Here is a 25,568-nt window from a genome sequence, read left to right on the forward strand (position 1 = left end):
CTATAGGTTTCTTGGCCCGCTGTTGACGCGGATCGTCGCCCGAAGGCTTAAGGCGAGGTCATGGTAATCACGTAGTTGCCCGACTGGATCGGCTTCCCAAAGGCGTCCACCAGCAGGTAACGCTGGTTGTAATAACGCCCGTCGCCGCTGTCTGCCACCAGCTTTACATGGGCGGCGTTGACGCTGGCCACTGGCGCCATATTGCGCACCTCGAAGCGGCTGCCGCGATTGGAACTGGCACACCCGGTCAGTTCCATCACCGCGCCACTGCGCGCATTTGTCGCACAGCCAGGTTCGACGATGGCACCGCGAAATTGAATGCTGCCCTGCCCTATGGTCTGCGCGGCACCACAGGCTCCCGCCCATAGGCAAAACAGGCCGGTAAACACCGAAATACCTTTAACGTTCATGCCGACACTCCTTATTGGGCTCTCAATAAGGAAGTCGTCTGCTCGGGCGTTAACTTGAGGTCAATCGTCCCAAGGTGTGCGCTGGATCACGGATCGACCTGGCCCATCATCTCGGGGACGCTTTCCGGGCGCTTGGCATAACGCTGCGCCAGCGCCGCACAGACCATCAACTGGATCTGGTGAAACAGCATCAACGGCAAAATCAGCACGCCCATGGTCGCCCCGGCGAACAGCACCTGGGCCATCGGCACGCCGGTGGCCAGGCTTTTCTTCGAGCCGCAGAACAAGATGGTGATGCGGTCTTCCTGGCTGAAGCCGAACGCCTTGCCCAGCACGGTGGACGCCACCAGCACCAAAGCCAGCAACACGCAGCAGGCGACGACCAGACCGCCCAGTTCCCACAGCGGGATCTGGTGCCAGATGCCTTCGTTGACCGCTTCGCTGAACGCGCCATACACCACCAGCAGAATCGAGCCTTGATCGACGAACTTCAGCCAGGACTTGTTACGCCCCACCCACTCGCCAATCCAGCGTCGGGCGATCTGGCCCGCGACAAAAGGCAGCAACAGTTGCACGCTGATTTTCAGGATCGCATCGACCGTAGAGCCGCCATCGCCGTGCACGTTAAGCAGCAAGGTCACCAGCAACGGCGTGAGGAAGATGCCGAACAGGCTGGAGGCCGCCGCGCTGCAGATGGCTGCCGGGATGTTGCCGCGCGCCAGCGAGGTGAAGGCAATCGCCGATTGCACCGTGGCCGGCAGCGCACACAGATACAGCATACCCATGTACAGGTCGTTGCCGATCAGCGGCGACAGCAGCGGCTTAAGCGCCAGGCCCAGCAATGGGAACAGTACAAAGGTCAGGCTGAACACCAGCAAATGCAGGCGCCAGTGCCCGGCACCGGCGACGATAGCCTGGCGCGACAGCTTGGCGCCGTGCAGGAAAAACAGCAGCGCGATGGCCAGGTTAGTCACCCAGCCGAAGGCCACGGCGGTCTGGCCGCTGGCGGGCAGCAGTGAGGCGAGGATCACCGTGGCGATCAGGGTCAGGGTGAAGTTGTCAGGTAGAAAACGCGGGCGGGTCATAAGCAAATCTTCCAGGGGTTGCCAAGAGCATCGCTGCGACTCTAACGTAACGGCTTGTTACCGACTAACGCCAATGAGCCAGTAAATGCCGCCTAAAGGACATGACAAGACGGTCCGACGCAGTGTGCCCGGGCTTTCCAGCCTGCCACGCCCGGTGTATGGGCGCACCGAATCGCTGCCCAACCGCGCGCTGACCCGCCGACACAGCCACCCGTGGGTGCAGCTGTCGTATGCGATTTCGGGGGTGCTGGAGATCCAGACCAGTGTCGGCCGTTTCGTCGCACCGCCCCAGCGTGCGGTGTGGATTCCCGCGGGCGTGCCGCACCGGGTGTTCAGTTCACCGCACACGGAAATGCGCAGCCTGTACCTCGATTGCAGCGTCACCGCCTGGGCGGCCGAGCGTTGCCAGGTGCTGGAGGTGAGCAGTTTGTTGCGCGAGTTGATCCGCAGTTTCAGCGAGTTACCGGTGGAATATGCCGAAGACGGCCCAGACGGGCGGCTGGCCCAGGTGGTGCTCGACCAGCTTGCGGCCGCGCCCCAGGTGGATTTGATGCTGCCGTTGCCCCATGACCCACGGCTGCGGCAGATTTATCGCAGCCTGAACCTGCACCCGGAGCAGCAGACCACCCTGGGAGATTGGAGCCAGAAGCTTGGGGTCAGTGAAAAGACCCTGAGCCGGTTGTTTTTGAGTGACACCGGGCTGACCTTTCGCGCCTGGCGTCAGCGCCTGCGCTTGCTCAGCGCCCTGCCCGCGCTGGAGCAAGGCGAGCGGGTGACGGATGTGGCGCTGGGGTGCGGGTATGAGTCGACGTCGGCGTTTATCAATGCGTTTCGGCAGCAGTTTGAGTCTACGCCAGGCGAATTCTTCCGCTGACATAACAGGTGCAGGAGATCTAATTGTGGGAGCGGGCTTGCTCGCGAATACGGTGAACCAGCCAATGAACCAGTTGACTGACACCCCGCATTCGCGAGCAAGCCCGCTCCCACACTTTGACTGTATTTCAATTCAAAAAAGGCGCTTAGCTGCCATCACCACCATGGGCTTCCTCAAAGAAGTAATCCTTCCAGCTCGCCGCCTTGTTCTTCAACACGCCCAGTTCCTGCAACTTTTGCGCATAGATAAACGTACGCTGCGGCACGATGGTGAAGTCGATTTCCGGGTCCTGGACGATTTTCTCTACCAGATCCAACGGCAGCTTGGATTCCTCTACGCGGATATACGTCTTGGCGGCAGCAGGCTTGTCAGCCTTGATGATCTTCTCGGCCTCCGCCAGCGCGTCATAAAACGCCTTGTAGGTCTTGGGGTTTTCATCGTGAAATTTCTGCGTGGTATAGAGCACATTAAACGAAGCCTGCCCGCCAAGAATGTCGTAGGAACTGAGCACCTTGTGCACCTTGGGGTTCAACAACTCCTGATACTGAAACGGCGGGCTGGAAAAGTGTGAATTGATCTCCGAACCACCGGCAATCAACGCCGCCGTGGCATCCGGGTGGGCCAGGCTGATGGAGATGTCGTCAAACTTCTTGAAATTGGCATCGCCGAACTGCTTGGCGGTTTCGATCTGCAAGGTACGCGACTGGAAGCCTACGCCTGCAGCAGGCACGGCGATGCGGTCTTTGTCGGTGAAGTCCTGCAAGGTCTTCACGTTGGGGTTATTGGTCAGCAGGTAATTGGGCATCGAACCCAGGGAGGCGATGGCCTTGACGTTCTGCTTGCCCTTGGTACGGTCCCACAGCGTGAGCATCGGCGGCACACCGGCCGAAACTACATCTAGGGCGCCGGCCAGCAGCGATTCATTCATGGCGGTGGCGCCGGAAATGCTGTTCCACTCCACCTTGATGTCCAGGCCCTGCTCCTTGCCATGTTTTTCGATCAGGTGCTGGTCGCGCACCACGTCGAGGATCAGGTAGCCGATACCGAATTGCTGGGCAATGCTGATCTTGCCTTCAGCCTGGGCGCCAGGGCTGAGCAAGGCACTCGCGGCCGCCAGGGACGCGGCCAACAGGGTCAGGGAGGAGCGCTTGAAAGTCATGAAGAGGTCCGCTGCGATATCGAGAAGGTGATGGAGCGTAGCGGCGTTTTTTAAGACACGAAAAGAATATCGGGATCTATTGTTATGCTAATCATCCCCAAAATGCCGTGTGGCTGTTATTGTGCCGCGCTTTGAAATACACCTGCCAACCTGCGAGGAAATAGACGTTGAACACTGACGATAAAATGACTGGGGATCTGTTCGAGGTCGATAAGCGCCTGTCACTCAAGCCCGTGGTGGACTTCAACGCTTACCTGCGCAGCGCATTTGGCGATGGCCCTTGCACCTGCGTGCGCTGCACCGCCGCCAACGGTGACGAAACCGGCTACGCGTTCCAGCACACTTTCAGCTTTGACGGCAAACCCACGCACCGCCGCTTCGCCTCAACGGCGGGCAGTGATGTGTTGATGGTGTTGAAGAAAGCCTGGCTGTCCTACACCAAGGCCGAGCTGCCGCTCAGTGGTGTGTTGGTGCTGGAGACGGTGAAAGAGTTTGTCGAGCCGCAGATGCACAAGCGTGTGGCGCCGTTGTTTTTGGCCAGTGGGTTGGTCAAGGATGTGGAAGGTGAATTGCAGGTTCAACCGCAGGCCGCCGCTTAACTCGGTATTTACCTGCCCTTGTGGCGAGGGAGCTTGCTCCCTCGCCACAGGTACAGTGTTTCGGCCTATGGGTTACTTGCGCGCCGCCTCCCACTGCTTAAGCAGATCACCATAAGCCACGGTCTCACCTTTAGGCTTCTCATTCGCCAGCTTGGGCTTCGGCGCACCCGGCTGGTCAAACCAGTATTGCGCATCCCGCTCCGGGTTCATTTTCGGGCCGCACACCGGTTGCACTTTGGAGCGTTCCAGGCGCGTCATGATCGCGTCCTGTTCCTTGGCCAGGTTGTCCAGCGCCTGTTGCGGGGTTTTCTCGCCGCTGGCTGCTGCGGCGATGTTGCTCCACCACAGCTGCGCCAGGCGTGGGTAGTCGGGCACGTTGGTGCCGGTCGGGGTCCACTCGACCCGCGCCGGGCTGCGGTAGAACTCCACCAACCCGCCAAGTTTCGGTGCCATGTCGGTCATGGCCTGGGAGTTGATATCAGACTCACGAATTGGCGTCAGGCCAACGATGGTTTTCTTCAGTGATACGGTTTTTGAGGTCACGAACTGCGCGTACAGCCAGGCCGCAAGCTTTTGTTTCTCGGGCGTGGACTTGAGGAAGGTCCAGGAACCCACGTCCTGATAGCCTTTCTTCATGCCCTTTTCCCAATACGGCCCGACCGGCGACGGCGCCATGCGCCACTTCGGCGTGCCGTCGGCGTTCACCACCGGCAGGCCCGGTTTGGTCATGTCGGCCGTAAACGCGGTGTACCAGAAGATCTGCTGGGCGATATTGCCCTGGGACGGCACCGGCCCGGATTCGGAGAAGGTCATGCCCGCCGCTTCCGGTGGCGCGTAGGCTTTCATCCAGTCCACGTACTTTTGCGTGGCAAACACGGCGGCCGGGCCGTTGGTGTCGCCGCCACGGGTGACGCTGGAGCCCACCGGGTGGCAGTCCTCAACGCGTATGCCCCACTCGTCCACCGGCAAACCGTTGGGCAGGCCCTTGTCACCACCACCGGCCATGGAGAACCAGGCATCGGTGAAGCGCCAGCCCAGGGACGGGTCTTTTTTGCCGTAGTCCATGTGCCCATAAATACGTTTGCCGTCGATTTCCTTGACGTCTTCGCTGAAGAACTTGGCGATGTCTTCATAGGCTGACCAGTTCACCGGCACACCCAGCTCGTAGCCGTATTTTTCCTTGAACTTGGCTTTGAGGTCCGCGCGCTCAAACCAGTCGGCGCGGAACCAGTAGAGGTTGGCGAACTGCTGGTCGGGCAACTGGTAGATCTTGCCGTCCGGCGCGGTGGTAAAGGAGATGCCGATAAAGTCCTTGATATCCAGGGTCGGCGAGGTGAAGTCCTTGCCCTCGTTGGCCATCAGGTCGGTGATGGATTCGGTCTTGCCGTAGCGAAAGTGCGTACCGATCAAGTCGGAATCGTTAACCCAGCCGTCATAGATGTTCTTGTCGGACTGCATCTGGGTTTGCAGCTTCTCCACCACGTCGCCCTCCTGCAGCAGGTCGTGGGTCAGCTTGATGCCGGTGATTTCGCTGAAGGCCTTGGCCAGTACCTTGGATTCGTACTCGTGGGTGGTGAGGGTTTCCGACACCACGTTGATCTTCATCCCACGGAACGGTTCCGACGCCTTGATAAACCACTTCAACTCTTCGAGCTGCTGGGCCTCGGTGAGGGTAGATGGTTTGAACTCGCTGCCGATCCATTTTTTCGCGGCATCTTCATACGCATCGGCCCAGGCCGTGGCGCTCAAACCGCTTAAGGCCAGTACGGCGGCCAATGAAATGCTATGTCGCAGCTTATTGTTTTTATTCAACATAGAGACCTCCTGGTGGTTTATTCATAAGGGCACTAGTTCATAAGGGCACTAGCCCCAACGCATCACACTCAACAGCCATACCAGGGATAGCGCAGACGCCACCCAGATGCTCCAGTCGGTAACGCCGATTACCAGCAAATGCAGGTAGGCGCTGCCGAGAAGACCGATAAACAAACGATCACCACGGGTGGTGCTGATCGGCAACAAGCCGCGCCGAGGAATACTCGGCGAACGCAGTTCCCAGGTGGTCATGCCCGCCAGCAGCAGGCCAATCGTCACAAAGAACAGTGCGGTCGGGGTGGTCCAGGCCATCCATTCCATCATCGAACCCTCTAGACCCGGCCCAGGGCAAAGCCCTTGGCCACGTGGTTGCGAACAAACCAGATCACCAGCATGCCCGGCAGGATGGTCAACACCCCCGCCGCTGCCAGCACGCCCCAATCAATGCCGGAGGCCGAGACCGTGCGCGTCATCACCGCCGCGATGGGCTTGGCGTTAACCGAGGTCAAGGTGCGCGCCAGCAGCAGTTCGACCCAGGAAAACATAAAGCAGAAAAACGCGGTCACACCGATACCGGAGCCAATCAACGGAATAAAAATCTTCACGAAAAACTTGGGAAAGCTATAGCCGTCGATGTAGGCGGTTTCGTCGATTTCCTTGGGCACGCCGGACATGAAACCTTCCAGGATCCACACCGCCAACGGCACGTTGAACAGGCAATGCGCCAGCGCCACGGCGATGTGCGTATCAAACAGGCCGATGGACGAATACAGCTGGAAAAACGGCAGCAAAAACACCGCCGGCGGCGCCATACGGTTGGTCAGCAACCAGAAGAACAGGTGCTTGTCGCCCAAGAAGCGATAACGCGAAAACGCATAGGCGGCCGGCAGCGCCACGCTCAGGGAGATCACCGTGTTCAGGCTCACGTAATACAGCGAATTGAGGTAGCCGGTGTACCAGCTCGGGTCGGTGAAGATCACCTTGTAGTTGGCCAGGGTAAAGTCCTGCGGAAACAGGGTCAGCCCGCCGAGGATTTCGGTGTTGCTCTTGAAGGACATATTCAGCAGCCAGTAGATCGGCACCAGCAGAAACAGGATGTAGATCAGCAGCGGGATAACCTTGCGCTTGCTCATGTTGGCGGCCTCAGCGGTTGGCGTCGGAGTGGGTCATGGCGGTGTAGAACAGCCAGGACACCAACAGAATGATCAGGAAATACACCAGGGAAAACGCCGCCGCCGGGCCCAGGTCGAATTGGCCTACGGCCATTTGGGTCAAGGTCTGACTGAGGAACGTGGTGGCATTACCCGGCCCGCCGCCCGTCAGCACGAAGGGTTCGGTGTAGATCATGAAGCTGTCCATAAAGCGCAACATCACCGCGATCAGCAGCACGCTTTTCATTTTTGGCAACTGGATATGTCGGAACACCGCCCAGGCGGATGCGCGATCAATCCGCGCGGCCTGGTAGTACACATCCGGAATCGCACGCAGCCCCGAGTAGCACAGCAACGCCACCAGTGACGTCCAGTGCCACACGTCCATCACCAGCACCGTCACCCAGGCGTCCATGGTGTTGGCCGCATAGTTGTAGTTGATGCCCATGGCGTTGAGCGTCGAACCCAACAAGCCAATGTCGGCGCGGCCAAAAATCTGCCAGATGGTGCCGACCACGTTCCACGGGATCAGCAGCGGAATCGCCAGGATGATCAGCACCAGTGATGACCAGCGGCCCTTGGTCGGCATGGTCAGGGCGATGGCGATGCCCAGCGGGATTTCGATCAGCAGCACGCAGGCCGAGTAGATGAACTGACGCAGCAAGGAGTCATGCAGGCGTGGGTCAAGCAACACCTGCTTGTACCAGTCGGCACCGACAAAGTAGCGGCTGGACTGATCGAAAATGTCCTGCACCGAATAGTTGACCACGGTCATCATCGGGATCACCGCGCTGAACGCCACCAGCAGGAACACCGGCAACACCAGCCACCAGGCCTTGTTGTTCTGCACCTTGTTCATGGCTGCACCTCCAGCAGGTAATCGTCGGCGTACACCATCAACCATTGCGCGGGAAAACTGATCGAGGCTTTGCCTTCGGGCACCGGTTTGTCTTCGGCCAGGCGCACCTTCAATGGTGCGCCGTCGAGGTTGAGGGTCATGATCTTGTAGGTACCGAGGTCTTCCACATGGATGACGTCGGCCTGCAGGGCGTCAGGGTTGTACTCGTCCCACACGTGGATAAATTCCGGGCGGATACCCACCTGCAGCTTTTTGTAGTCCGCCGCGCGCAGGCGCTGTTGCAAGGCCTCGGACAGCGGCAACAACGTACTGGCAAAGCGCACGCCGCCGGCTTCGACCCGCACCTCGATCAGATTCATCCCGGGGCTGCCAATGAAATAGCCGACAAAGGTGTGGCTCGGCCGCTCGAACAACTCACGCGGGGTGCCGAACTGCACGATCTGCCCGCCGTACATCACCGCGATTTTGTCAGCGAAGGTCGACGCCTCAAGCTGGTCGTGGGTGACGTAGACCATGGTGATATTGAACTGCTCGTGAATCTGCTTGAGCTTGCGGCGCAATTTCCATTTGAGGTGCGGGTCGATCACCGTCAGCGGTTCGTCGAACAGGATCGCTGACACGTCATCGCGCACCAGGCCACGGCCCATGGAGACTTTTTGTTTTTCGTCGGCCGTGAGGTTGCGGGCTTTTTTGCTCAGCAGGGCTTGCAGGTCGAGGACTTCGGCAATTTCCTGCACCTTGCTGTGAATTTTCGCCTCGGCCATGCCCTGGTTTCGCAGCGGAAACGCCAGGTTGTCGAACACCGTCATGGTGTCGTACACCACCGGGAACTGGAACACCTGGGCGATATTGCGTTTCTCGGGAGTGAGGTCGTTGACCACTTTAGCGTCAAACAACACCTGGCCTTCGGACGGGCTGAGCAAGCCGGAGATGATATTGAGCAATGTCGACTTGCCGCAGCCCGACGGCCCGAGCAAGGCATAGGCGCCGCCCTGCTCCCACACATGGTTCATGGCCCGAATGGCGTAGTCCTCAGGCCCATTGGGCGTAGGGCTGTAGCTGTGCGCGAGGTTCTGCAAATGGATCTCGGCCATCAGGCAACCCTCGCGACGCGGCGCCCGGGAGCCTGAACCAAACGGCCCTGACCATCGAACACAAAGAGTTTATGGGTGGGGATATACACGCGGATCGGCGCGTCGACGTCGTATTCATGCACGCCCGGCAGATGCAGTACCAACAAAAAGTGCTCGCTGCGCACATGCAAAAAGGTTTCCGAGCCGCTGATCTCGGCCACTTCCACGGTCACCGCGAGTTCCAGGTCATCGTCGTTGCTCGGCACCAGGCTGATATGGCTGGGGCGCACGCCAAAACGGAACTCGCCTTCGCCGATGGGGCGCAGGTCCACGTTCAACGGGAAGTGCACGACATTGGCAAAACTGACTTCGTTGCCACTGATACGCCCCGGCATCAGGTTGATCGGCGGCTCGGAAAACAGCTCGGCGGCCAGCACCGTCTGGGGCTGGTGATACACCTCGGCAGCCTTGCCGCTCTGGATCACCCGGCCTTCGTGCAGGATGGTGGTGGTGCCACCCAGTGCCAACGCCTCGTTGGGTTCGGTGGTGGCATAGATGGCAATGGTGTGGCGTGCCTTGAACAGTTCGCGCATTTCCTGACGCAGCTCTTCGCGCAGTTTGTAGTCCAGGTTCACCAGCGGCTCATCGAACAGGATCAGCTCGGCGTCTTTGACCAAAGCGCGGGCCATGGCCGTGCGTTGCTGCTGGCCACCGGACAGCTCCAGCGGATGGCGCTGCAGGAACTTCTCGATGCGCAGCATCTGCGCGGTCTCCAGCACCTTGCTGTGAATCAGGTCGTTGGACACACCGGCCTGACGCAACGGCGAGGCGATGTTTTCGAACACGGTCATGGTCGGGTAATTGATGAACTGCTGGTAGACCATCGACACGTTGCGCAGGCGCACCGGCTTGTGGGTGACGTCTACGCCGTTCATCAGGATGCGGCCGCTGTCGGGCTTGTCCAGCCCGGCCATCAGGCGCATCAGGCTGGTCTTGCCGGACAGCGTGCGGCCGAGCAAGACGTTGAAGGAACCGGCTTCGAAACGCAGGTTGGCGTCGTCGATCCAGGTCTGGCCTTCGACAACGCGGGAGACATGTTCCAGGGTCAATGACATGACACGCCCTTTTTATTATTGGAATGATTCTGGCCATTCGTAGCAGCGAGTTTCGTGCCAGAAGTGGCAGGTGGTTGATCTATAAGGAAATGGGCCGAACAGGATGCTCAGGCATGAACACAAGTGAACAACCAGCGCTGAACAATTGAACAGCGGGCGGGTTGACATTGAACAGTTCTGAACAACAATCGTTGGGCGCCACAGATTTAATGTGGGAGCAGGCAAGCCAGCTCCCACAGTTGGACGGCGCAAGGCTTGATAACAATAAAAATAAAAGAAGGTCGCCCCCATGGCCGAGCCCCTCGCACACGACACCCTTATCCAGGAATCCTGGCGCCGTTGCCGCGCCTTCGGCCTGGACCACCAGAGCACGCCCAGCTTCGATCAACTGCCCGCCGAAGGCATCAGCCAGTTGCTCGAAAGCCAGCATTCGCTAGTGCAGACCACCCATCAGGAAGTGCTGCCCTACTACGAAAACATCCTCAGCAATTCCAACTGCCTGATCATGCTGGCCGACAATCAGGGCCAGGTGCTGACCTCCTGGGGCACCCAGCGTTTTATCGAGCCGAACCTGGCACGCGGCTTCAGTGCCGGTGCCAGTTGGATGGAACGCTCAAGCGGCACCAACGCCATCGGCACCGCGCTGGCCTGTGCCCAGGCGGTGCATATCGAGCACGATGAACACTTTCTCAAGGCCAACCGCTTCATGACCGGCTCGGCGGCGCCGATCTTTGATGCCCAGCGCGAAATCATCGCGGTGCTGGATGTGTCCAGCGACAGCTACCTGCCACCCTCCCACACCTTGGGCATGGTCAAGATGATGAGCCAAACCGTAGAGAACCGGCTGATCCTCAACCTGTTTCGCGGCGAGCATTTTCAACTGACCTTCAACACCGGCCTGAACAACCTCGACAGCCAATGGGCGGGCCTGATTATTTTTGATGACAGCGGCCAGGTGCTGTCGGCCAACCGCCGCGCCGACAACTTGCTGGGCATCAGTTTGTCGCGGGTGCTGATCGACAGTTTGTTTAAAGTCTCGCTGCTGGAGTTGTTGAATCAACCGGAGGGCTTGCCGTTTTCGTTGCAGGCGGCGGGCCGCAATCGGTTCCAGTGTTTATTGAAGCGGCCGCAGAAGATGCCGGTGCAGGCACGGGTCTTTGCTGAGCCCAAGCCCACCAAACCTGCGCCGATGAGCATCCAGACCCTGCATTTTGGCGATGTACGCGTGGAAAAGGCCGTGCGCCAGGCCGAGCGTTTGCTGGAGAAGGACATTCCGCTGTTGATTCACGGCGAGACCGGCGTCGGCAAAGAGGTGTTCGTCAAAGCCCTGCACCAGGCCAGTTCGCGCAGCAAACAGGCGTTCATTGCGGTTAACTGTGCAGCGATCCCCGCCGAACTGGTGGAATCCGAGCTGTTTGGCTATGAAAAAGGCGCCTTTACCGGCGCCAACCAGAAAGGCAGCATCGGCCTGATCCGCAAGGCGGACAAGGGCACGCTGTTTCTGGATGAAATTGGCGACATGCCGCTGCCGACCCAGGCCCGCTTGCTGCGGGTGCTACAGGAGCGCTGCGTGCAGCCGGTGGGCAGCAGCGAGCTGTTCCCGGTGGATTTGCGCATTATCTCGGCCACCAACCGCGTGTTGCGCGACTGGGTGCAGGCCGGGCACTTTCGTGAGGATTTGTACTACCGCATCGGTGGCCTGACCCTGGAACTGCCGCCCCTGCGCGAGCGCACCGACAAGCAGGCACTGTTCCAGCAGCTGTGGCAGCAGCACCGTGAGCCGACCCAATGGGCCGGGCTGAGTGCCGAGGTGCTGGCCTTGTTCGAGCAACACCCTTGGCCGGGCAACCTGCGCCAGGTCAGCAGCGTATTGCAGGTGGCGCTGGCAATGGCCGAGGAGCAGCCGGTGCGACCAGAGCATCTGCCGGATGATTTCTTCGTCGATTTGAATGTGGCGGCGCCCTTGCCCACCCGCCAAAGCCTGGAGGACAGCAGCGACCTGAACCAGCGCCTGAAAGCGGCGGGCGGCAACATCTCCCATCTGGCGCGGGAACTGGGCGTAAGCCGCAACACCCTGTACAAGCGCCTGCGCCAGCACGACGGTTGATCTAGAGCGGTTTGACCACCACCATCAGGTCGGTGAAGTACTCCACCCGGATCGGCAGATTGTCGGCCAGCGCCGAGAGCGCCGCCGCCGTGTCATCGAGCTTGAACACCCCGGAAACGCGCAGGTTTTTCAACGCCTGGGCATCGAAGCGCACCAAGCCGTGACGGTAGCTGGCCAGGGTTTGCAGCACCTCACTCAGCGGTTGGTCGTTGACCTTGAGCAGGCCACGGGTCCAGGCATCCGGATCGGCGCTGGCGGTCGCCTGTACAGGCCCCGCGTGGCCATGATCAAGAACCGTGCGCTGCCCGGCCGCGACCTTGACGCCCTCACCCGTGTCACCTTGGACCGCCACGGTGGACTCGATCACCGTAACCACGGTGCTGCCGTCCGCCGCACGCTTGACCAGATAACGCGTGCCCAAGGCCGTGGCCGTGCCTTGATCGGTACGCACCACGAACGGCCGTTGCGCGTCCTTGGCCACGTCAACCCATAGCTCGCCTTGCAGCAGTTCGATCACGCGCTGGTGGCCGTCGAATTTCACGTCCACCGCCGAATTGCTGTTGAGCTGCAACTGGCTACCGTCTTCGAGGGCGACCTGGCGGCGCTCGCCGACGCCGGTGCGCTGGTCGGCCATCCACACCGGCATGTGCTGCACACCGAACCAGCCGCACAGCACTACGCCGAGCACACCCACGGCCTGCACCCTGCGCGAGCGCCGTGGCGCAAAGGCGCGATTCAAGGCAATACGTGCCGGTTGGGCGGGCAAGGTGTCGAAGTTGCCCCAGAGCGAGCGCATGCGCTCGATGGCCACGGCATGGCGTGGGTCGGCCTGGCACCAGGTGTTGAAAGCGTGACGCTCGGCCTCACTGACGTCTTCGTCGTGCAGCCGCGTCAGCCAATTCGCCGCTTGTTGAATGATCTGCTCAGAGTTCACGGCAACGGGTCCGCCGCGTACAGGCTGTGGTAGCAATGCACCAGCGCGGTGGACAGGTAATTTTTGACCGTGCTGGGTGACACCTCAAGGCGTGCGGCGATCTCACTGTAGGTGAGCCCGTCCAGGCGGCTTAACAGGAAGGCTTCACGGGTTTTTGCGGGCAGGCCGGCGAGCATCTCGGCGATGCGCTCCAGGGCTTGCAGCGCCACGTGGATGGCGGCCGGGTCGGGCATGCCGGCGTCTTCGCACTGCACCACCAAGGCTTGCAGGTAGGCCTTTTCGATGTTCCGGCGCCGCGCCCCATCGATCAACAGGCGCCCGGCGGTGGTGGCGAGAAAGGCGCGAGGCTCCTTGATGGTGTGCGGCTCGGCCAGCATCAACACACGGATAAACGCATCGTGGGCCAGGTCGGCGGCGTACTGGGAACACCCGAGCTTTTTGCGCAGCCAGCCGTGCAACCAGCCATGGTGCTCGCTGTACATCGCCGTAAGGGTCTGCTGACGGGCGCAATCGCCCGGCGCGGCCGGAATGTCATGCATGCGCAAAAACTTCTCAAATGGGAAATATTACCAATTGCGCAAACAATGCCAGTAAAACGGCGATGGGGCAAGGGCCACTCGGGTGGGCCGGTGCTGTGGGCGGGCTTGTGTGGGAGGTGGTCTGGGTGGATGCTGGTCTGTGTGGGAGCTGGCTTGCCTGCGATGCAGGCGCCTCGGTCATTCAGTTGAACTGAGGTGATGCCATCGCAGGCAAGCCAGCTCCCACACAAGCCCTGCTCCCACAGTTAGACCTTGTTGACAGTTAAATCGGCTTAGCGCCAGCTCCACGACACACCGGTATAGACGCCGCGACCATCGGCCGGTGTAGAGCGCGCCACATCCACCCCCTTGTCGTCATAACCCGGTGTGACGGTATTGGCATAACGCCGGTTGGTAAGGTTGCGCAGATCAACCCAGGCTTGCCAGTCCTGTTTCGGCGCGTCGTAGCCGAAGGTGGCGCCCAGGGTTGTGTACGCCGCCGCGTAGTAAGAGTTGGCGTAATCCACCGCCACCCGTGAAGCATGCTCGGTATTGAGGCTGGTGTAGAAACCGGTCGGGTGGCTGTAGCGTACTTGCGCCTGGTAGTAATGCTTGGGGATGCCCGGCAAGGTGTTGGCGCCGAAGCGGTCGTCGTCGCGGTAGTGGAAATCGCTGTAGGTGTAGGCCTGGCGCAAGGCTACCTGGCCATTACCACCGCCGTCCCACAGTGGGCTGAGCAGGCTCAGTTCCACGCCCTGGTGCACGGTGGGGCTGGCGTTGGCTTCGGCGACGACGGCGCTGCTGGTCTGTGTCTGCGCCTGGGTTTCCACCGTGAGCAGTTCGTGACGCACTTCGGAGCGGTACAGCGCCAGGTCCCACTGGCCGAACCATTGCTCACCGCGCCCGCCTATCTCCAGGGTGGTGGCGGTCTGATTGCGCAAGCTCACGCCTTCGCGGGCCAGTCCGTTAGCGGGGCCTCCCGAAAAGTACTTGTTGGAACCCCAGATCATCGACCATGCGTGGGGCGGCTCCACCGAACGGCTCAGGTTGCCGTACACCTGCAACTGCGGGGTGAAGTCATAACGCAGGCCGATGCGCGGCGCGTAGTCCCAATCATGCTGGCTGAGCGGCGCCTGCCCTTCGGGGTAGCTGACCTGGGTTTCGCGGCGGGTGTAGATCGCCGCCAGGCCGGTGGTCAACCACAGGTCTTGCGCCAGTTCCAGCTCGTTGCCGATATGCAGCACCGTGTCGGAACCCAGGTAGCTGTAGTCGCGGGTTTTGGTGCCGGGGGCGTAATAGGTGGCAGGGTTGCTCGACGGCACGCGCACATATTCCGAGGCGCCGTTGTTGGGCATCGCCTGGGTGGTGCGCAGGCCAAGGGTGGTTTTGCTGTCGTGGCCAAACCAACTGTCCTGGCGAATGTAGTTCAGGGTACCGCTCACATCGGTGTAGGCGACTTTCAGGCGGTTGAGCCCTTCGCGCAAATCCATCGGGTAATCGTGGTAGGCGAGCCCCACCTCGACGCGGGAACTGTCATCGAGCTGCAAGGTGGTCTTGTTGGCGATCCAGGTCGAGCCCGGCTGCAGGCGTTTCGAGTCGCGGGCGGCGTTGAGGCGGTTGGCGGCGCTTGGGTCGTGGCTGATCTGGTAGCGCGTCAACTTGCCGGGGCTGTCGTTGGCGGTTTCGCGGTAGCGAAAATAGAAGCGCGTCTCCAGGTCCGGGTTGAAGCGATAGCCAAAGTTGGCCGCAATGCCCTTGCCGGTGCCGGCGCTCTGGTGCTGGTAGCCGTCGGATTCGGAGTCGGTGAGGCTGATGTAGTAGTCGGCGTCGCCCAGCACCTGGCCGGAGCTGATTTCGCGCTGGGCATAACCGCGACTGCCCACTTCATAGCGCACCTGCAACTTCGGCGCGTCATAACCGGTATGCGTGACATAGTTGACCGAGCCACCGAGGGCCAGGGCGCCCTGGTCAAAACCGTTGGCACCGCGCAGCACCTCGACGCGGCTTTGCCACAGCGGGTCCTTGAGTTCATAGGGCGTGCCGCCGGGGCCGGTGAGCGGCAAACCGTCGAGCATTTCATACAGGCCCGAGGCGTGGGAGCCGGGGCTGCGGTTCAGGCCGGAACCGCGGATCGACAGCTTCACCCCTTCATTATTCGCCGCTTTGGCGTAAACGCCGGCCTGGTACTTGAACACGTCTTCGTTGGTGCTGACGCGTCCCTGCTGCACGCTGCTCATATCGATGAAGTTGGTGCCGCCGGGCACGCTCTTGAGCTGTGCCTGGGCCACTTCACCGGCGCTGGCCTCGCTGCTGGAGACTTCGACCGGGGCCAGTTGCAGGGTGTCGGCTTGCGCCAGTGAACTGAAGGTCAGGGCAGCAAACAGCAATGGGGGTTGGCGCAACAACATGGGGTTAAATCCTTGGCATTCGGGGGCGTGACAAAGCCTGGGCCATCACGCGAACAGTGATGGGAAGCCAGGCAGGCTCGCCAGGTCACTCCTTATTAACGGACCAGACCCTTCCCACAACAGCATCGGACCGGGATTATTTTCTAAGTCCAAAATTGCATTAACACATGCAAACTCAGTATTTAAAGAAATAACCAGCACGCATTACTGTGGGGTCATTGAGTCGCTCACGAGATCCCACCATGCACACATCCGCCAGCGTTATTGACTTCACCCTCCACCGCAAACGCCGCCAGGCACGTGCAGCGGCCGAGCTGATGTGGGCGATGTACGCGGCACGCGCGGGGCTTGCGGTGTTCACCGCTCACACCGCTGCGGCCAGTGATACGCGCCGGGCGTAACGCCGATGAATTTTTTACAGGTACTGCCCGAATCAGCCGAAACACTGCCAAAACCTGCGATTGAGGATGACGACACCAGCCTGTGCGTGGCGCAGAACCTGCAACGTTTACGCAGTAAACGCCACCTCTCGCTGGACGGGCTGGCACGCGCGTGCGGCGTGAGCCGTGCGATGTTGGCGCAGATCGAGTCCGGCCGCAGCGTGCCGTCAATCAAGGTGCTGTGCAAAATTGCCAAGGGCTTGAAGGTGTCGGTCGCGGCCTTTCTGGAGGACCGTGCCTTTGAAGGCGTCGAGGTGTTGCCGGCGCAACAGAGCAAACGCCTGGTGAGTGCCGACGGAGCCTTTGTCAGCCGTGCGTTGTTTCCCTTTGATACCGCGCGCCAATCGGAATTTTACGAAATCCGCCTGCGTGCGCTCGGCGAAGAAATTTCCGCCGGCCACGGCCCCGGCATTCAGGAAAACCTCGTGGTGGCCCAGGGCGTACTGGAAGTCAGCGTCAACGATGAGCGCTACTTGCTCTCCACCGGCGACTCGATTCTGTTCTACGCCGACCAGCCCCACCGCTACCGCAACCCGGCGGACAGCGAGGCGGTGGCATTTTTGGTGATCACCTACCCGGAACGCCTGGACTGAATGCAAAAAGCCCCGAAAAGTCGGGGCTTTTTGCACCTGTGTTACACAGCAGCGATCAGCAGGTGCAGCACATCATCGGCATGCCGTTGCAGCTCATCATCATCGGCATGGCGCAGTCGTTCATCAGTTTGTTCATCAGCATGCAGCAGTTTTCCATCATGGCCATGCTCATGCCTGGCATCGGCATCATTTTGCACATCATGCTGTCGCCCATCACGCTGCATTCCATCATGCATTTCATCATCGGCATCGGCATCGACATGCCCATCATCGGCATGTTCATGTCAGCCATCATCTTCATGGCATCGGCCGACATGCACAGCATCGACATGTTTGCGCACTGCATCATCATCGGCATGCCGCAGTTCATCATCATCGCCATCATCTCGGCATTGGTCTTGAACTGCGCCATGTCCATACCGGCCGCCGGCTTCATGGTGCACATCATGGCGTCGCCCGCCATTTCACACTTCATGGTCGCCATCATCATCGGCATGCCCATCATCGGCATCATTGGCATGGACGTGTTCATCGGCATCTGCATTGCGTTCATCATGTTCGAAACTCCGTAATCGACAGGAAATGGCTAAGTTCTGGCGCCGATTCTAGAGCCACCCAGCAACGGCGCAAGACGCCGGCAGAGCAGCACAAATGGCTGTTCGGGAGTTTGCTTGGGTGACCCCTACAGCGAAGCCGTACGTGAACACAGATAAATCGATGCAAAGACATACAAAGCCGCTACTGGGACTGCATTAACGCCAAGATGGATATGCGATTAAAGCCTTGAAACATCACTTAAGGAAATAAACGATCTAACCCGTGGGCAATTTCTGATAATCAGCCTCGTTCGTCAGCGGTTCGATCGTGCGCATAAAATCATCCGCCTCAGACCCCCAGGGGAAACTGAACCCCGCCATTTCATCGCACGCTAGGATGTCAGCCAGGGCTTTACGTAACTGAGACTCCGCCGGCGAGTCGCGCAACAGTTTATGTGCGCTCAATAACACCTCGGCAGGAACCCCCTGGGCGCTTGCCACATCGATTACCGCAAAGAGGATAAATCGCAGACGAACCTCGCGATCCGTAGGCCAAACCGTTTTTCGCTTACCCAAGGTACGCACTCATCCGTTGAGAAAAGCCCGAGGCTATTGCCCACCGAGGGGTGTTTCAAGCGCGGGGGCTCAAGATAGGCCCTTTCCTACACTTGAAAGGGACATGCCGTACCTACATTACTGCACCGGCAAGAAATTCATCAGCAGCAAACTCTGCGCATAGTTGAGCGCCACACGTCGGTAGCGTTCATCGAGCATCTGCGCGAGCAGGTCCAGGCGCGCCACCACTTTGCCGAACTCGACCGCAAAGCTGAGGTTGCTGCCCTCCTCCGATATCTCGTTGGAAAACAGCAGCAACACCCCGTTGGCGTCCTGGCGCTGGCTGAGCAGCCAGGTGGCTTTCTCGATATTGCGTGCGGCGTTGCTGACAAACTGCGGGTTGATCGAGTCGGTCATATAGAACTGGGTGCGGCCGCCGTGGGCGGTCACCAGCATGCTGCCGATCGCGTAGATAAACGCGCCGACCCGATCGCCTTTGAAGTCGGGGCTTAACGAGTAGCTCAAGGCCGCCAGATCACGCCGCTCGCCCAGGGCCGGCAGCGGTTGCTGCTGCTCGATGGCCTGGCGGATTTCCCGCGCGGCGCTCACCGCATCCGGGTAACCGGATTGGCGCCACTGGCTGGGGTTGCGCAGGTAGAGCTTGCTCATCAGCAGATACAGGCTCTGCAGGTTGTCGCGCATGCCCAAGGTTGCCATGCGGTCGACGCTGGTCTGGAAGAACTCATCGGGCCTGCCATTGCTGAACTGGCTGGCGATATCGCGGCCCTGCTGCTGGCTGCAACCGCTGGCAAACAGGGCAAATAGAGCCGCTGACAACAACGGCCAGCGCGTAAAAAAAGCATGTGAGGTTCGATCCATCGGCACCGGGTCTGGGTCTGTTGCCCACGCTCTGAATGAGCGGGGTCGTGACAGGGGTAGATCAGCAGAATCAAAAAAAGTGCGGCGAGCCGGGTCGGTTCAGAGGTTGCCTACGCGCCGGGTAGTGCATTCCTGCGAAATACTTGCCTGATCCTCCGACTTATCGACTGGCGGATAGATAGCCCTTGCGCCGTGGTCTAGAGTGCAACGATGGGCCACAAGTCCCACCATTCTTATAAGAGTTCAAAAGAGCTCAGCACCACCAACCGATGATCAGCAGGTGAACCCGCCATGGAATTACGTATCAACCAAAAGACCTACCAGGTCGATGCCGACGCCGACACGCCGCTGCTGTGGGTGATCCGCGACGACCTCGGCATGACCGGCACCAAGTACGGCTGCGGCCTGGCCCAGTGCGGCGCCTGTTCGGTACTGGTAGATGGCAATGTGGTGCGCTCCTGCGTTACCCCGGTGGCGGGCGTGGTCGGCCGCGAGGTCACGACCATCGAAGCGATTGAGGACGATGCGGTGGGCAAGCATGTGGTCGCCGCCTGGGTCGAACATCAGGTGGCGCAATGCGGTTATTGCCAGTCCGGGCAGGTGATGGCGGCCACGGCGCTGCTCAAGCACACGCCCGCGCCGACAGTCGCGCAAATTGATGCGGCGATGGTCAACCTGTGCCGCTGCGGCACCTATAACGCCATCCACACCGCCATGCAGGATTTGGCCCAGCAGAAGGAGCGCGTCTGATGAATACGCGCAACGAACTGCTGGATGTAGCCTTGGGCGACCCGGTCAACCTGTCGCGCCGGCGTTTTCTGGCCAGCGCCGCCGTGGGCGCCCTGGTGATTGGTTTCGGCCTGCCGCTGGGCGGTGGCCGCGCCTTCGCGGCCACCGCCAACCCCACGGAACGCGGCACGCAGGTGCCGGCGTTTCTGGAGATTCGCCCGGACGGCACGGTGCGCCTGCTCAGCCCCTTTATGGAAGGCGGCCAAGGCACCCACACGGCCATGGCGCAAATTGTTGGTGAAGAACTGGACGCCGACCCCGCCACCTTCATCGTCGAGGCCGCGCCACCGGGCGATGCCTATGTGGTGATGGAAAACGGCATGCGCATCACCGGCGGCAGCATGTCGGTGCGCATGAGTTACCCAGTGATGCGCCGCCTGGGCGCCCTGGCCCGTGCCATGCTGTTGCAGGCCGGTGCCGAGCAACTGGGCGTGCCGGTCGCGCAACTGACCACCACCCCCGGCCGCGTGGTACACGCCGCCTCGGGCCGCTCGCTGGGGTATGGCGAACTGGCCAGCCGCGCCCTCGACATGCCGGTGCCTGACCCGTCCACCATCACCCTGCGCGACCCGAGTCAGTTCCGCTGGATCGGCAAGCCGGTCAAACGCCTGGATGCCTACGACAAATCCACCGGCAAGGCGCAATACAGCATCGACCTCAAGGTCGACGGCATGCTCCACGCCGCCGTCCAGCATGCGCCGCGCCTGGGCATGACCGTGGGCAGCCTGCGCAATCAGTCCCAAGTCGAAGCCATGAAAGGCGTGCACTCGGTGCATCAACTGCCTGGCGCCGTGGCCGTGGTGGCCGAGCGCTGGTGGCACGCCAAGCGTGCAGTAGAAGCTATTCAGGTCGAATGGCTGGAAGCCGCCGCCGACTCTACAGTGCGCGCCATGCCGGCAGATTTTTCCAGCGACAAATACCGTGACTTCCTCGCCGCCCAGCAAGGCCCGGCCCGCGACGAAGAAAACGAAGGCGACATCAACGCCACGCTGGCAAACGCCAAGACCAAGGTCGAAGCCACCTACCACAACCAGTACGTCAACCACGCCCAACTGGAGCCGCCATCGGCCCTGGCGCGCTATAACCCGGATGGCACACTGGAAGTGTGGCTGCCGAACCAGGCGCCGGACATGTTCCGCGCCGACATCGCCAAGCGCACCGGGCTGGATGTGTCGAAGATCACCCTGCACTCGCCGTTGCTGGGCGGCTTTTTCGGCCGGCATTTCCTGTATGACTCGGCCAACCCGTACCCGCAGGCCGTCGCATTGGCCAAAGCCGTGGGCCGCCCGGTCAAGCTGATCTGGAGCCGCGAAGAAGAGTTCCTGCGCGATGTGCTGCGCCCGGTCGCGGTGGTCAAGTTCCGCGCTGCACTGGATGACAAAGGCTTGCCGGTGGCCATCGAAGCCGTGAGCGCCACCGAAGGCCCATCCGAAGCCATCGCCGGCAAACAGGGCGATAAAATCGACCCGACGGCGCTTGAAGGGTTGTCGGGCAAGTCCTACGCGATTCCCAATAAGCGCATCGCCCAGATCTACGTCAAAGGCCCGACCATGCTCGGCTACTGGCGTTCGGTGGGCAACTCGCTGAATGACTTTTTCTACGAAGCCTTCCTCGATGAACTGGCCGACAAAGGCGGCCATGACCCGTACGAGTTGCGCCTGCACCTGCTGCGCGACAACAAACGCCTGACCACGTTGCTGCAAGCGGTGGGCGAGTTGTCCGGTGGCTGGAAACGTGGCCCGTATACCGCCGAAGACGGCAGCCGACGTGCCCGTGGCGTGGCCATGGCCTCGCCCTTTGGCTCGCATGCGGCGGTGGTTGCCGAAGTGTCGATCGAAAACGGCCAGGTCAAGGTGCATCACATCTGGGAAGCGATTGACCCTGGCAGCATCGTCAACCCGGCGATCATCGAGGCCCAGGTCAACGGCGCCGTAGCGTTGGGCTTGTCACAAACCTTGGTGGAAGAAGCGGTGTACGTGGATGGTAAACCACGGGCGCGCAACTACGACCTTTACCCGATCCTGCCACCCTCGCGGATGGCCAAGGTACACGTGAAGATCGTCGAGAGCGGCGAAAAGATGGGCGGTATCGGCGAGCCGCCGCTACCCGCAGTGGCGCCTGCCGTGGCCAATGCGGTGGCGCACTTGACCGGCCAGCGCATCCGCAGCCTGCCCTTGAGCCGCTACACCTTCGCCTGACCGACAAGGAACGCCTATGAACAACCAACGATTAGCTAGAACCGCTGGCTGGCTGGTGCTGGCCGGTGCGGTCGCCGCCGGCCTGCTGGCCTGGTACGTCACCCGTCAACCTGCTTCGCCGTTTGAACAAGCCAACGCCACCGCCGACCCGACACTGGTCAGCCGTGGCGAGTACGTCGCCCGCGTCAGTGATTGCGTGGCCTGCCACAGCCTGCCGGGCAAAGCGCCGTTTGCCGGCGGCCTGGAGATGGCCACGCCGCTGGGCGCCATTCATGCCACCAACATCACGCCAGACAAAACCGTCGGCATCGGCACTTACAGCCTGGCTGACTTCGACCGCGCCGTGCGCCACGGCGTGGCGCCGGGTGGGCGGCGGCTCTACCCGGCCATGCCCTACCCGTCCTACGTAAAACTCAGCGACGACGACATGCGTGCGCTGTATGCGTTTTTCATGCAGGGCGTGCAACCGGCCAGCGAGCCGAACATCCCCAGCAGCATTCCGTGGCCACTGAATATGCGCTGGCCTATCGCGCTATGGAACGGCGTGTTCGCGCCGACTAAAACCTACGCCGCCAAACCCGCGCAGGACGCGTTGTGGAACCGAGGCGCCTATATCGTCCAAGGCCCCGGCCATTGCGGCAGTTGCCACACGCCGCGTGGGCTGGCCTTTAACGAGAAGGCATTGGACGAGTCCGGCGCGCCGTTCCTCGCCGGCGCCCTGCTCGACGGCTGGTATGCACCGAGCCTGCGCCAGGACCACAACACCGGCCTGGGCCGCTGGAGCGAGCCGGAGATTGTGCAGTTCCTCAAGACCGGGCGTAATAAACACGCGGTGGTGTATGGCTCGATGACCGAGGCGTTTAACAACTCCACGCAGTTCATGCAGGACGACGACCTGGCCGCCATTGCGCGTTACCTCAAGTCGCTGCCGGGCGACCCGCAGCGTGACGGTTCGCCGTGGCAATACCAGACGGCAGCGCTCGACACGAGCGCTCCGGGTGCCCACACCTATGCCACCCGCTGCGCCTCCTGCCATGGCCTGGACGGCAAAGGCCAGCCGGAATGGATGCCACCGTTGGCCGGTGCCACCTCAGCCCTGGCCAAGGAAAGCGCCTCGGCGATCAACATCACCCTCAATGGCTCGCAACGCATCGTGACCGCCGGTGTGCCGGACGCGTACCGCATGCCAGCGTTCCGCGAGCAATTGTCCGACCAGGAAATCGCCCAGGTGTTGAGCTACGTGCGCGGTACATGGGGCAACAACGGCGGCGTGGTGGAGGCGGCGGCGGTGAACAAGCTGCGCGGGCATACGGACCCGGCCAGTAGCAGCCCGATTATTTTGCATATGCGCTGACAGATCGTTCCCACGCTCCCGCGTGGGAATGCAGCCCGTGACGCTCTGCGTCACATCTGCGCGGAACTCGAATGTTGTGGGCGGGAACGATCTGAACGAGTGCCTTAAATCCGCAACCCCGCCTGCCTGAACACAGGCAAAACTGTGGGAGCGGGCTTGCTCGCGAATGCGGTAGGCCAGACACATAGATGCTGACTGACCCACCGTATTCGCGAGCAAGCCCGCTCCCACAGTTAATCGGCTCTGTCAGATAGATCGTTCCCACGCTCCCGCGTGGGAACGATCTGCGGCGAGGCTAGTGGCATTTGCTCATGGTTTTTAAAGGGCCAGCAGGGCGCGTCTCTTTAAATTGCAGGACGTTTCCTAGACAATCCTTGCCGCCTTGTGCCTGTTGGAATCGATGGCTAGTCTGCGATCCGTCACTGCTTATCAGTGATCGGGTTTAGTCGCTCGGTATTCCAAAAGGTGCATGGCCCTCCATGAGGTTTTATGGTGGCTGTGCGCAGGGCGCCCTCGGGTGCGCCGGTTTTTACCTTTTGGTCCGGTCGACTAACCTGCGTACAGCCGCCACCCTACGTTTAGTCGCGAACGGTTCGGCTCCTTGAATCCAAAAGGTAGCTAAACAATGAAAAAAGTCGTCCCCGACCCACCCCGCAACGCCGCCAAAGACCGCGCCGCCTTCAACCGCGCCATTGACCATTACCTGCCCTCCAACGGTGTTAAAATCGAAGACCTGAGCTTCGAAGACGCCCTGCTCTACACCGCCAGCTTGCTCGACAGTGCTTCAGCTACTGCACTCAACTGCGGTGACCTGCTGGCCAGTCCCCAGCGGGCGAAAATTCTGGCGGTGTGGCATTTGCTGGAGATGGCCAAGACCACCGTAGACCGCTCCATTGAGTGCCTGAAACCCACAGCCCCGCCTGCCTGAACGCAATAAAAACGGTGGGAGCGGCGGTGCGACGATTCGACTTGCTCGCGAATGCGGTGGGTCAGACACATAGATGCTGGACTGAACCACCGCATTCGCGAGCAAGCCCGCTCCCACAATTGATCGGTTCTGTCAGTAGGATATCTACGCTGGCCGGTGCATCCTAAATCTGTGCCTGGATATTGCTCTATGGAACTAAATGTCCATAATGGACAAATTAGTTTATCCACGGAGATTGCCATGTCCAGCACGCCCCTTGTCATGAACCAGGCTCAGGCCCGTGAATTGCTTGCCCAGGTCGATGTGCCCCACATCCTGCACAAGCTGTTCCGCGACCTGGCGGCCGGGCTGGCGGTGCAGCCGGCGCAGCAGCTGGTGGAGTTCCCGCACGGGGCCGGCGACTTTATCAACTACCTGGGCGTGCTGGCCGACGAGGGTGTGTATGGGGTCAAGACGTCGCCCTACATCGTGCGCGAGCAAGGCCCGCTGGTGACGGCCTGGACGTTGTTGATGTCGATGCACACCGGCCAGCCGCTGTTGCTGTGTGATGCGGCCGAGCTGACCACCGCGCGCACCGCTGCCACCACCGCATTGGCGGTGGACGTGCTGGCGCCTGCTGCCGCGCGACGCCTGGCGATTATCGGCAGTGGCAAGGTGGCCCAGGCGCACCTGCACTACGTGCGCAACCTGCGCGACTGGCAGCACATCCGCCTGTTTTCACCGAGCCTGGACCATGCCAACGCCGACACCCTCACCCACCTCAAAAGCCTGGACCCACGCCTGACCCTGGCCGACAGCTGTGACAGCGCCGTGGAAGATGCCGATGTGATCCTGCTGTGTACCTCATCGGCCGGCCCGGTGCTCGACCCGGCGCGTTTGCGCAAGCCAGCGCTGATCACCTCCATCAGCACCAATGCGCCACGCGCCCATGAAGTGCTGCCGGCCAGCCTGCAAGGTATGCACGTGTTCTGCGACTATCGCCAGACCACGCCGGGCGCGGCCGGTGAGATGCTGATCGCCGCCGAGCAACACGCTTGGGACAAGCGCGCCGTGATCGGCGACTTGCCGGAGTTGCTCAGTGACATGGCGCAGCGCCCGGACTATGACCGCCACGTGTTTTTCCGCTCGATCGGGTTGGGCCTGGAAGACGTCGCACTGGCCAACGCCCTGTACCAAACCCGGCGCTAAC

25 protein-coding genes are annotated in these 25,568 nt (G+C 60.9%); 11 read left to right on the top strand and 14 right to left on the bottom strand.

Annotated features, from left to right (window positions below; all coding sequences use genetic code 11):
• Nucleotides 1-47: 47 nt before the first annotated feature.
• Nucleotides 48-410, bottom strand: coding sequence for a type 1 fimbrial protein (locus FFI16_RS15215; RefSeq protein WP_138815606.1), 363 nt, complete (start codon nt 408-410; stop codon nt 48-50).
• A gap of 86 nt (nt 411-496) precedes the next feature.
• Nucleotides 497-1,495: a bile acid:sodium symporter family protein gene (locus FFI16_RS15220; RefSeq protein WP_138815605.1), complete on the bottom strand. Its 999-nt coding sequence runs from the start codon at nt 1,493-1,495 to the stop codon at nt 497-499.
• Nucleotides 1,496-1,580: 85 nt separating this feature from the next.
• On the opposite strand from FFI16_RS15220, the gene FFI16_RS15225 reads away from it, so the two are divergent.
• On the top strand, nt 1,581-2,369 hold the full coding sequence (locus FFI16_RS15225) for a helix-turn-helix domain-containing protein (RefSeq protein ID WP_099488666.1): 789 nt from the start codon (nt 1,581-1,583) through the stop codon (nt 2,367-2,369).
• 145 nt (nt 2,370-2,514) lie between these two features.
• Here FFI16_RS15225 and FFI16_RS15235 read toward each other — a convergent pair whose 3' ends face one another.
• A complete protein-coding gene (locus FFI16_RS15235) occupies nt 2,515-3,528 on the bottom strand; it encodes an ABC transporter substrate-binding protein (protein ID WP_138815604.1) in 1,014 nt (337 codons plus the stop codon).
• 167 nt (nt 3,529-3,695) lie between these two features.
• On the opposite strand from FFI16_RS15235, the gene FFI16_RS15240 reads away from it, so the two are divergent.
• Nucleotides 3,696-4,127: a hypothetical protein gene (locus tag FFI16_RS15240; protein WP_138815603.1), complete on the top strand. Its 432-nt coding sequence runs from the start codon at nt 3,696-3,698 to the stop codon at nt 4,125-4,127.
• Between the two features lie 72 nt (nt 4,128-4,199).
• Here the strand turns inward: FFI16_RS15240 and FFI16_RS15245 are convergent, their stop codons facing one another.
• From FFI16_RS15245 to FFI16_RS15270, 6 genes are read right to left on the bottom strand one after another with little or no spacing between them, the layout of a single operon-like run.
• Entirely contained in the window at nt 4,200-5,942 is a 1,743-nt protein-coding gene (locus FFI16_RS15245; protein WP_065930235.1) for an ABC transporter substrate-binding protein, read from the bottom strand.
• 48 nt (nt 5,943-5,990) lie between these two features.
• A complete protein-coding gene (locus tag FFI16_RS15250) occupies nt 5,991-6,263 on the bottom strand; it encodes a DUF2160 domain-containing protein (RefSeq protein WP_026013758.1) in 273 nt (90 codons plus the stop codon).
• Between the two features lie 11 nt (nt 6,264-6,274).
• Nucleotides 6,275-7,075 (bottom strand): carbohydrate ABC transporter permease, encoded by an 801-nt coding sequence (locus FFI16_RS15255; RefSeq protein ID WP_003174634.1) that lies wholly within the window; start codon nt 7,073-7,075, stop codon nt 6,275-6,277.
• Between the two features lie 10 nt (nt 7,076-7,085).
• A complete protein-coding gene (locus FFI16_RS15260; protein WP_017137728.1) occupies nt 7,086-7,952 on the bottom strand; it encodes a carbohydrate ABC transporter permease in 867 nt (288 codons plus the stop codon).
• A complete protein-coding gene (locus FFI16_RS15265) occupies nt 7,949-9,046 on the bottom strand; it encodes an ABC transporter ATP-binding protein (protein WP_138815602.1) in 1,098 nt (365 codons plus the stop codon). The genes FFI16_RS15260 and FFI16_RS15265 overlap by 4 nt, the downstream gene beginning before the upstream one ends.
• Nucleotides 9,046-10,140 (bottom strand): ABC transporter ATP-binding protein, encoded by a 1,095-nt coding sequence (locus FFI16_RS15270; RefSeq protein ID WP_138815601.1) that lies wholly within the window; start codon nt 10,138-10,140, stop codon nt 9,046-9,048. The genes FFI16_RS15265 and FFI16_RS15270 overlap by 1 nt, the downstream gene beginning before the upstream one ends.
• A gap of 289 nt (nt 10,141-10,429) precedes the next feature.
• On the opposite strand from FFI16_RS15270, the gene FFI16_RS15275 reads away from it, so the two are divergent.
• Complete coding sequence (locus FFI16_RS15275; RefSeq protein WP_138815600.1) at nt 10,430-12,247, top strand: sigma-54-dependent Fis family transcriptional regulator; 1,818 nt, start codon at nt 10,430-10,432, stop codon at nt 12,245-12,247.
• Nucleotide 12,248: 1 nt separating this feature from the next.
• Here the strand turns inward: FFI16_RS15275 and FFI16_RS15280 are convergent, their stop codons facing one another.
• The 3 genes from FFI16_RS15280 to FFI16_RS15295 form a co-directional block, all read right to left on the bottom strand.
• Nucleotides 12,249-13,181, bottom strand: coding sequence for a FecR family protein (locus FFI16_RS15280; protein WP_138815599.1), 933 nt, complete (start codon nt 13,179-13,181; stop codon nt 12,249-12,251).
• On the bottom strand, nt 13,178-13,720 hold the full coding sequence (locus tag FFI16_RS15285) for a sigma-70 family RNA polymerase sigma factor (RefSeq protein ID WP_138815598.1): 543 nt from the start codon (nt 13,718-13,720) through the stop codon (nt 13,178-13,180). Before FFI16_RS15285 ends, FFI16_RS15280 begins: the two co-directional genes overlap by 4 nt.
• Before the next feature lie 272 nt (nt 13,721-13,992).
• Complete coding sequence (locus tag FFI16_RS15295) at nt 13,993-16,107, bottom strand: TonB-dependent receptor domain-containing protein (protein ID WP_138815596.1); 2,115 nt, start codon at nt 16,105-16,107, stop codon at nt 13,993-13,995.
• Nucleotides 16,108-16,349: 242 nt separating this feature from the next.
• On the opposite strand from FFI16_RS15295, the gene FFI16_RS30515 reads away from it, so the two are divergent.
• The 3 genes from FFI16_RS30515 (at nt 16,350) to FFI16_RS30520 (ending at nt 17,712) form a co-directional block, all read left to right on the top strand.
• Nucleotides 16,350-16,508: a hypothetical protein gene (locus FFI16_RS30515; RefSeq protein ID WP_178112682.1), complete on the top strand. Its 159-nt coding sequence runs from the start codon at nt 16,350-16,352 to the stop codon at nt 16,506-16,508.
• A 5-nt stretch (nt 16,509-16,513) separates the two neighbouring features.
• Nucleotides 16,514-17,140, top strand: a complete 627-nt coding sequence (locus FFI16_RS15300) for a helix-turn-helix domain-containing protein (protein WP_138815595.1) — start codon at nt 16,514-16,516, stop codon at nt 17,138-17,140.
• 62 nt (nt 17,141-17,202) lie between these two features.
• Nucleotides 17,203-17,712, top strand: a complete 510-nt coding sequence (locus tag FFI16_RS30520; RefSeq protein WP_178112683.1) for a hypothetical protein — start codon at nt 17,203-17,205, stop codon at nt 17,710-17,712.
• A 240-nt stretch (nt 17,713-17,952) separates the two neighbouring features.
• Here FFI16_RS30520 and FFI16_RS30690 read toward each other — a convergent pair whose 3' ends face one another.
• Nucleotides 17,953-18,252, bottom strand: a complete 300-nt coding sequence (locus FFI16_RS30690) for a hypothetical protein (RefSeq protein ID WP_138815594.1) — start codon at nt 18,250-18,252, stop codon at nt 17,953-17,955.
• 117 nt (nt 18,253-18,369) lie between these two features.
• Nucleotides 18,370-19,110, bottom strand: a complete 741-nt coding sequence (locus tag FFI16_RS15315; RefSeq protein ID WP_138815593.1) for a hypothetical protein — start codon at nt 19,108-19,110, stop codon at nt 18,370-18,372.
• A 291-nt stretch (nt 19,111-19,401) separates the two neighbouring features.
• Between FFI16_RS15315 and FFI16_RS15320 the strand changes: the two genes are divergently transcribed.
• The 5 genes from FFI16_RS15320 to FFI16_RS15340 all read left to right on the top strand — a co-directional run bounded on the left by FFI16_RS15320 (nt 19,402) and on the right by FFI16_RS15340 (nt 25,567).
• Entirely contained in the window at nt 19,402-19,860 is a 459-nt protein-coding gene (locus FFI16_RS15320; RefSeq protein ID WP_065930245.1) for a (2Fe-2S)-binding protein, read from the top strand.
• Entirely contained in the window at nt 19,860-22,097 is a 2,238-nt protein-coding gene (locus FFI16_RS15325; RefSeq protein ID WP_138815592.1) for a molybdopterin cofactor-binding domain-containing protein, read from the top strand. The genes FFI16_RS15320 and FFI16_RS15325 overlap by 1 nt, the downstream gene beginning before the upstream one ends.
• A 16-nt stretch (nt 22,098-22,113) precedes the next feature.
• Nucleotides 22,114-23,451, top strand: coding sequence for a cytochrome c (locus FFI16_RS15330; RefSeq protein ID WP_138815591.1), 1,338 nt, complete (start codon nt 22,114-22,116; stop codon nt 23,449-23,451).
• Between the two features lie 625 nt (nt 23,452-24,076).
• Nucleotides 24,077-24,379: a DUF6124 family protein gene (locus tag FFI16_RS15335; protein ID WP_138450647.1), complete on the top strand. Its 303-nt coding sequence runs from the start codon at nt 24,077-24,079 to the stop codon at nt 24,377-24,379.
• Nucleotides 24,380-24,619: 240 nt separating this feature from the next.
• A complete protein-coding gene (locus FFI16_RS15340; RefSeq protein WP_138815590.1) occupies nt 24,620-25,567 on the top strand; it encodes an ornithine cyclodeaminase family protein in 948 nt (315 codons plus the stop codon).
• Nucleotide 25,568 lies beyond the last annotated feature (1 nt).

Source organism: Pseudomonas sp. KBS0710, from assembly GCF_005938045.2.
Taxonomy (GTDB): Bacteria; Pseudomonadota; Gammaproteobacteria; order Pseudomonadales; family Pseudomonadaceae; genus Aquipseudomonas.

Coding starts and splice junctions, on each gene's coding strand:
- FFI16_RS15215 (WP_138815606.1), bottom strand. CDS start 410: ATGAACGTTAAAGGTATTTCGGTGTTTACCGGCCTGTTTTGCCTATGG.
- FFI16_RS15220 (WP_138815605.1), bottom strand. CDS start 1,495: ATGACCCGCCCGCGTTTTCTACCTGACAACTTCACCCTGACCCTGATC.
- FFI16_RS15225 (WP_099488666.1), top strand. CDS start 1,581: ATGCCGCCTAAAGGACATGACAAGACGGTCCGACGCAGTGTGCCCGGG.
- FFI16_RS15235 (WP_138815604.1), bottom strand. CDS start 3,528: ATGACTTTCAAGCGCTCCTCCCTGACCCTGTTGGCCGCGTCCCTGGCG.
- FFI16_RS15245 (WP_065930235.1), bottom strand. CDS start 5,942: ATGTTGAATAAAAACAATAAGCTGCGACATAGCATTTCATTGGCCGCC.
- FFI16_RS15250 (WP_026013758.1), bottom strand. CDS start 6,263: ATGGAATGGATGGCCTGGACCACCCCGACCGCACTGTTCTTTGTGACG.
- FFI16_RS15255 (WP_003174634.1), bottom strand. CDS start 7,075: ATGAGCAAGCGCAAGGTTATCCCGCTGCTGATCTACATCCTGTTTCTG.
- FFI16_RS15260 (WP_017137728.1), bottom strand. CDS start 7,952: ATGAACAAGGTGCAGAACAACAAGGCCTGGTGGCTGGTGTTGCCGGTG.
- FFI16_RS15265 (WP_138815602.1), bottom strand. CDS start 9,046: ATGGCCGAGATCCATTTGCAGAACCTCGCGCACAGCTACAGCCCTACG.
- FFI16_RS15270 (WP_138815601.1), bottom strand. CDS start 10,140: ATGTCATTGACCCTGGAACATGTCTCCCGCGTTGTCGAAGGCCAGACC.
- FFI16_RS15275 (WP_138815600.1), top strand. CDS start 10,430: ATGGCCGAGCCCCTCGCACACGACACCCTTATCCAGGAATCCTGGCGC.
- FFI16_RS15285 (WP_138815598.1), bottom strand. CDS start 13,720: ATGCATGACATTCCGGCCGCGCCGGGCGATTGCGCCCGTCAGCAGACC.
- FFI16_RS15295 (WP_138815596.1), bottom strand. CDS start 16,107: ATGTTGTTGCGCCAACCCCCATTGCTGTTTGCTGCCCTGACCTTCAGT.
- FFI16_RS30515 (WP_178112682.1), top strand. CDS start 16,350: ATGCACACATCCGCCAGCGTTATTGACTTCACCCTCCACCGCAAACGC.
- FFI16_RS15300 (WP_138815595.1), top strand. CDS start 16,514: ATGAATTTTTTACAGGTACTGCCCGAATCAGCCGAAACACTGCCAAAA.
- FFI16_RS15315 (WP_138815593.1), bottom strand. CDS start 19,110: ATGGATCGAACCTCACATGCTTTTTTTACGCGCTGGCCGTTGTTGTCA.
- FFI16_RS15320 (WP_065930245.1), top strand. CDS start 19,402: ATGGAATTACGTATCAACCAAAAGACCTACCAGGTCGATGCCGACGCC.
- FFI16_RS15325 (WP_138815592.1), top strand. CDS start 19,860: ATGAATACGCGCAACGAACTGCTGGATGTAGCCTTGGGCGACCCGGTC.
- FFI16_RS15330 (WP_138815591.1), top strand. CDS start 22,114: ATGAACAACCAACGATTAGCTAGAACCGCTGGCTGGCTGGTGCTGGCC.
- FFI16_RS15335 (WP_138450647.1), top strand. CDS start 24,077: ATGAAAAAAGTCGTCCCCGACCCACCCCGCAACGCCGCCAAAGACCGC.
- FFI16_RS15340 (WP_138815590.1), top strand. CDS start 24,620: ATGTCCAGCACGCCCCTTGTCATGAACCAGGCTCAGGCCCGTGAATTG.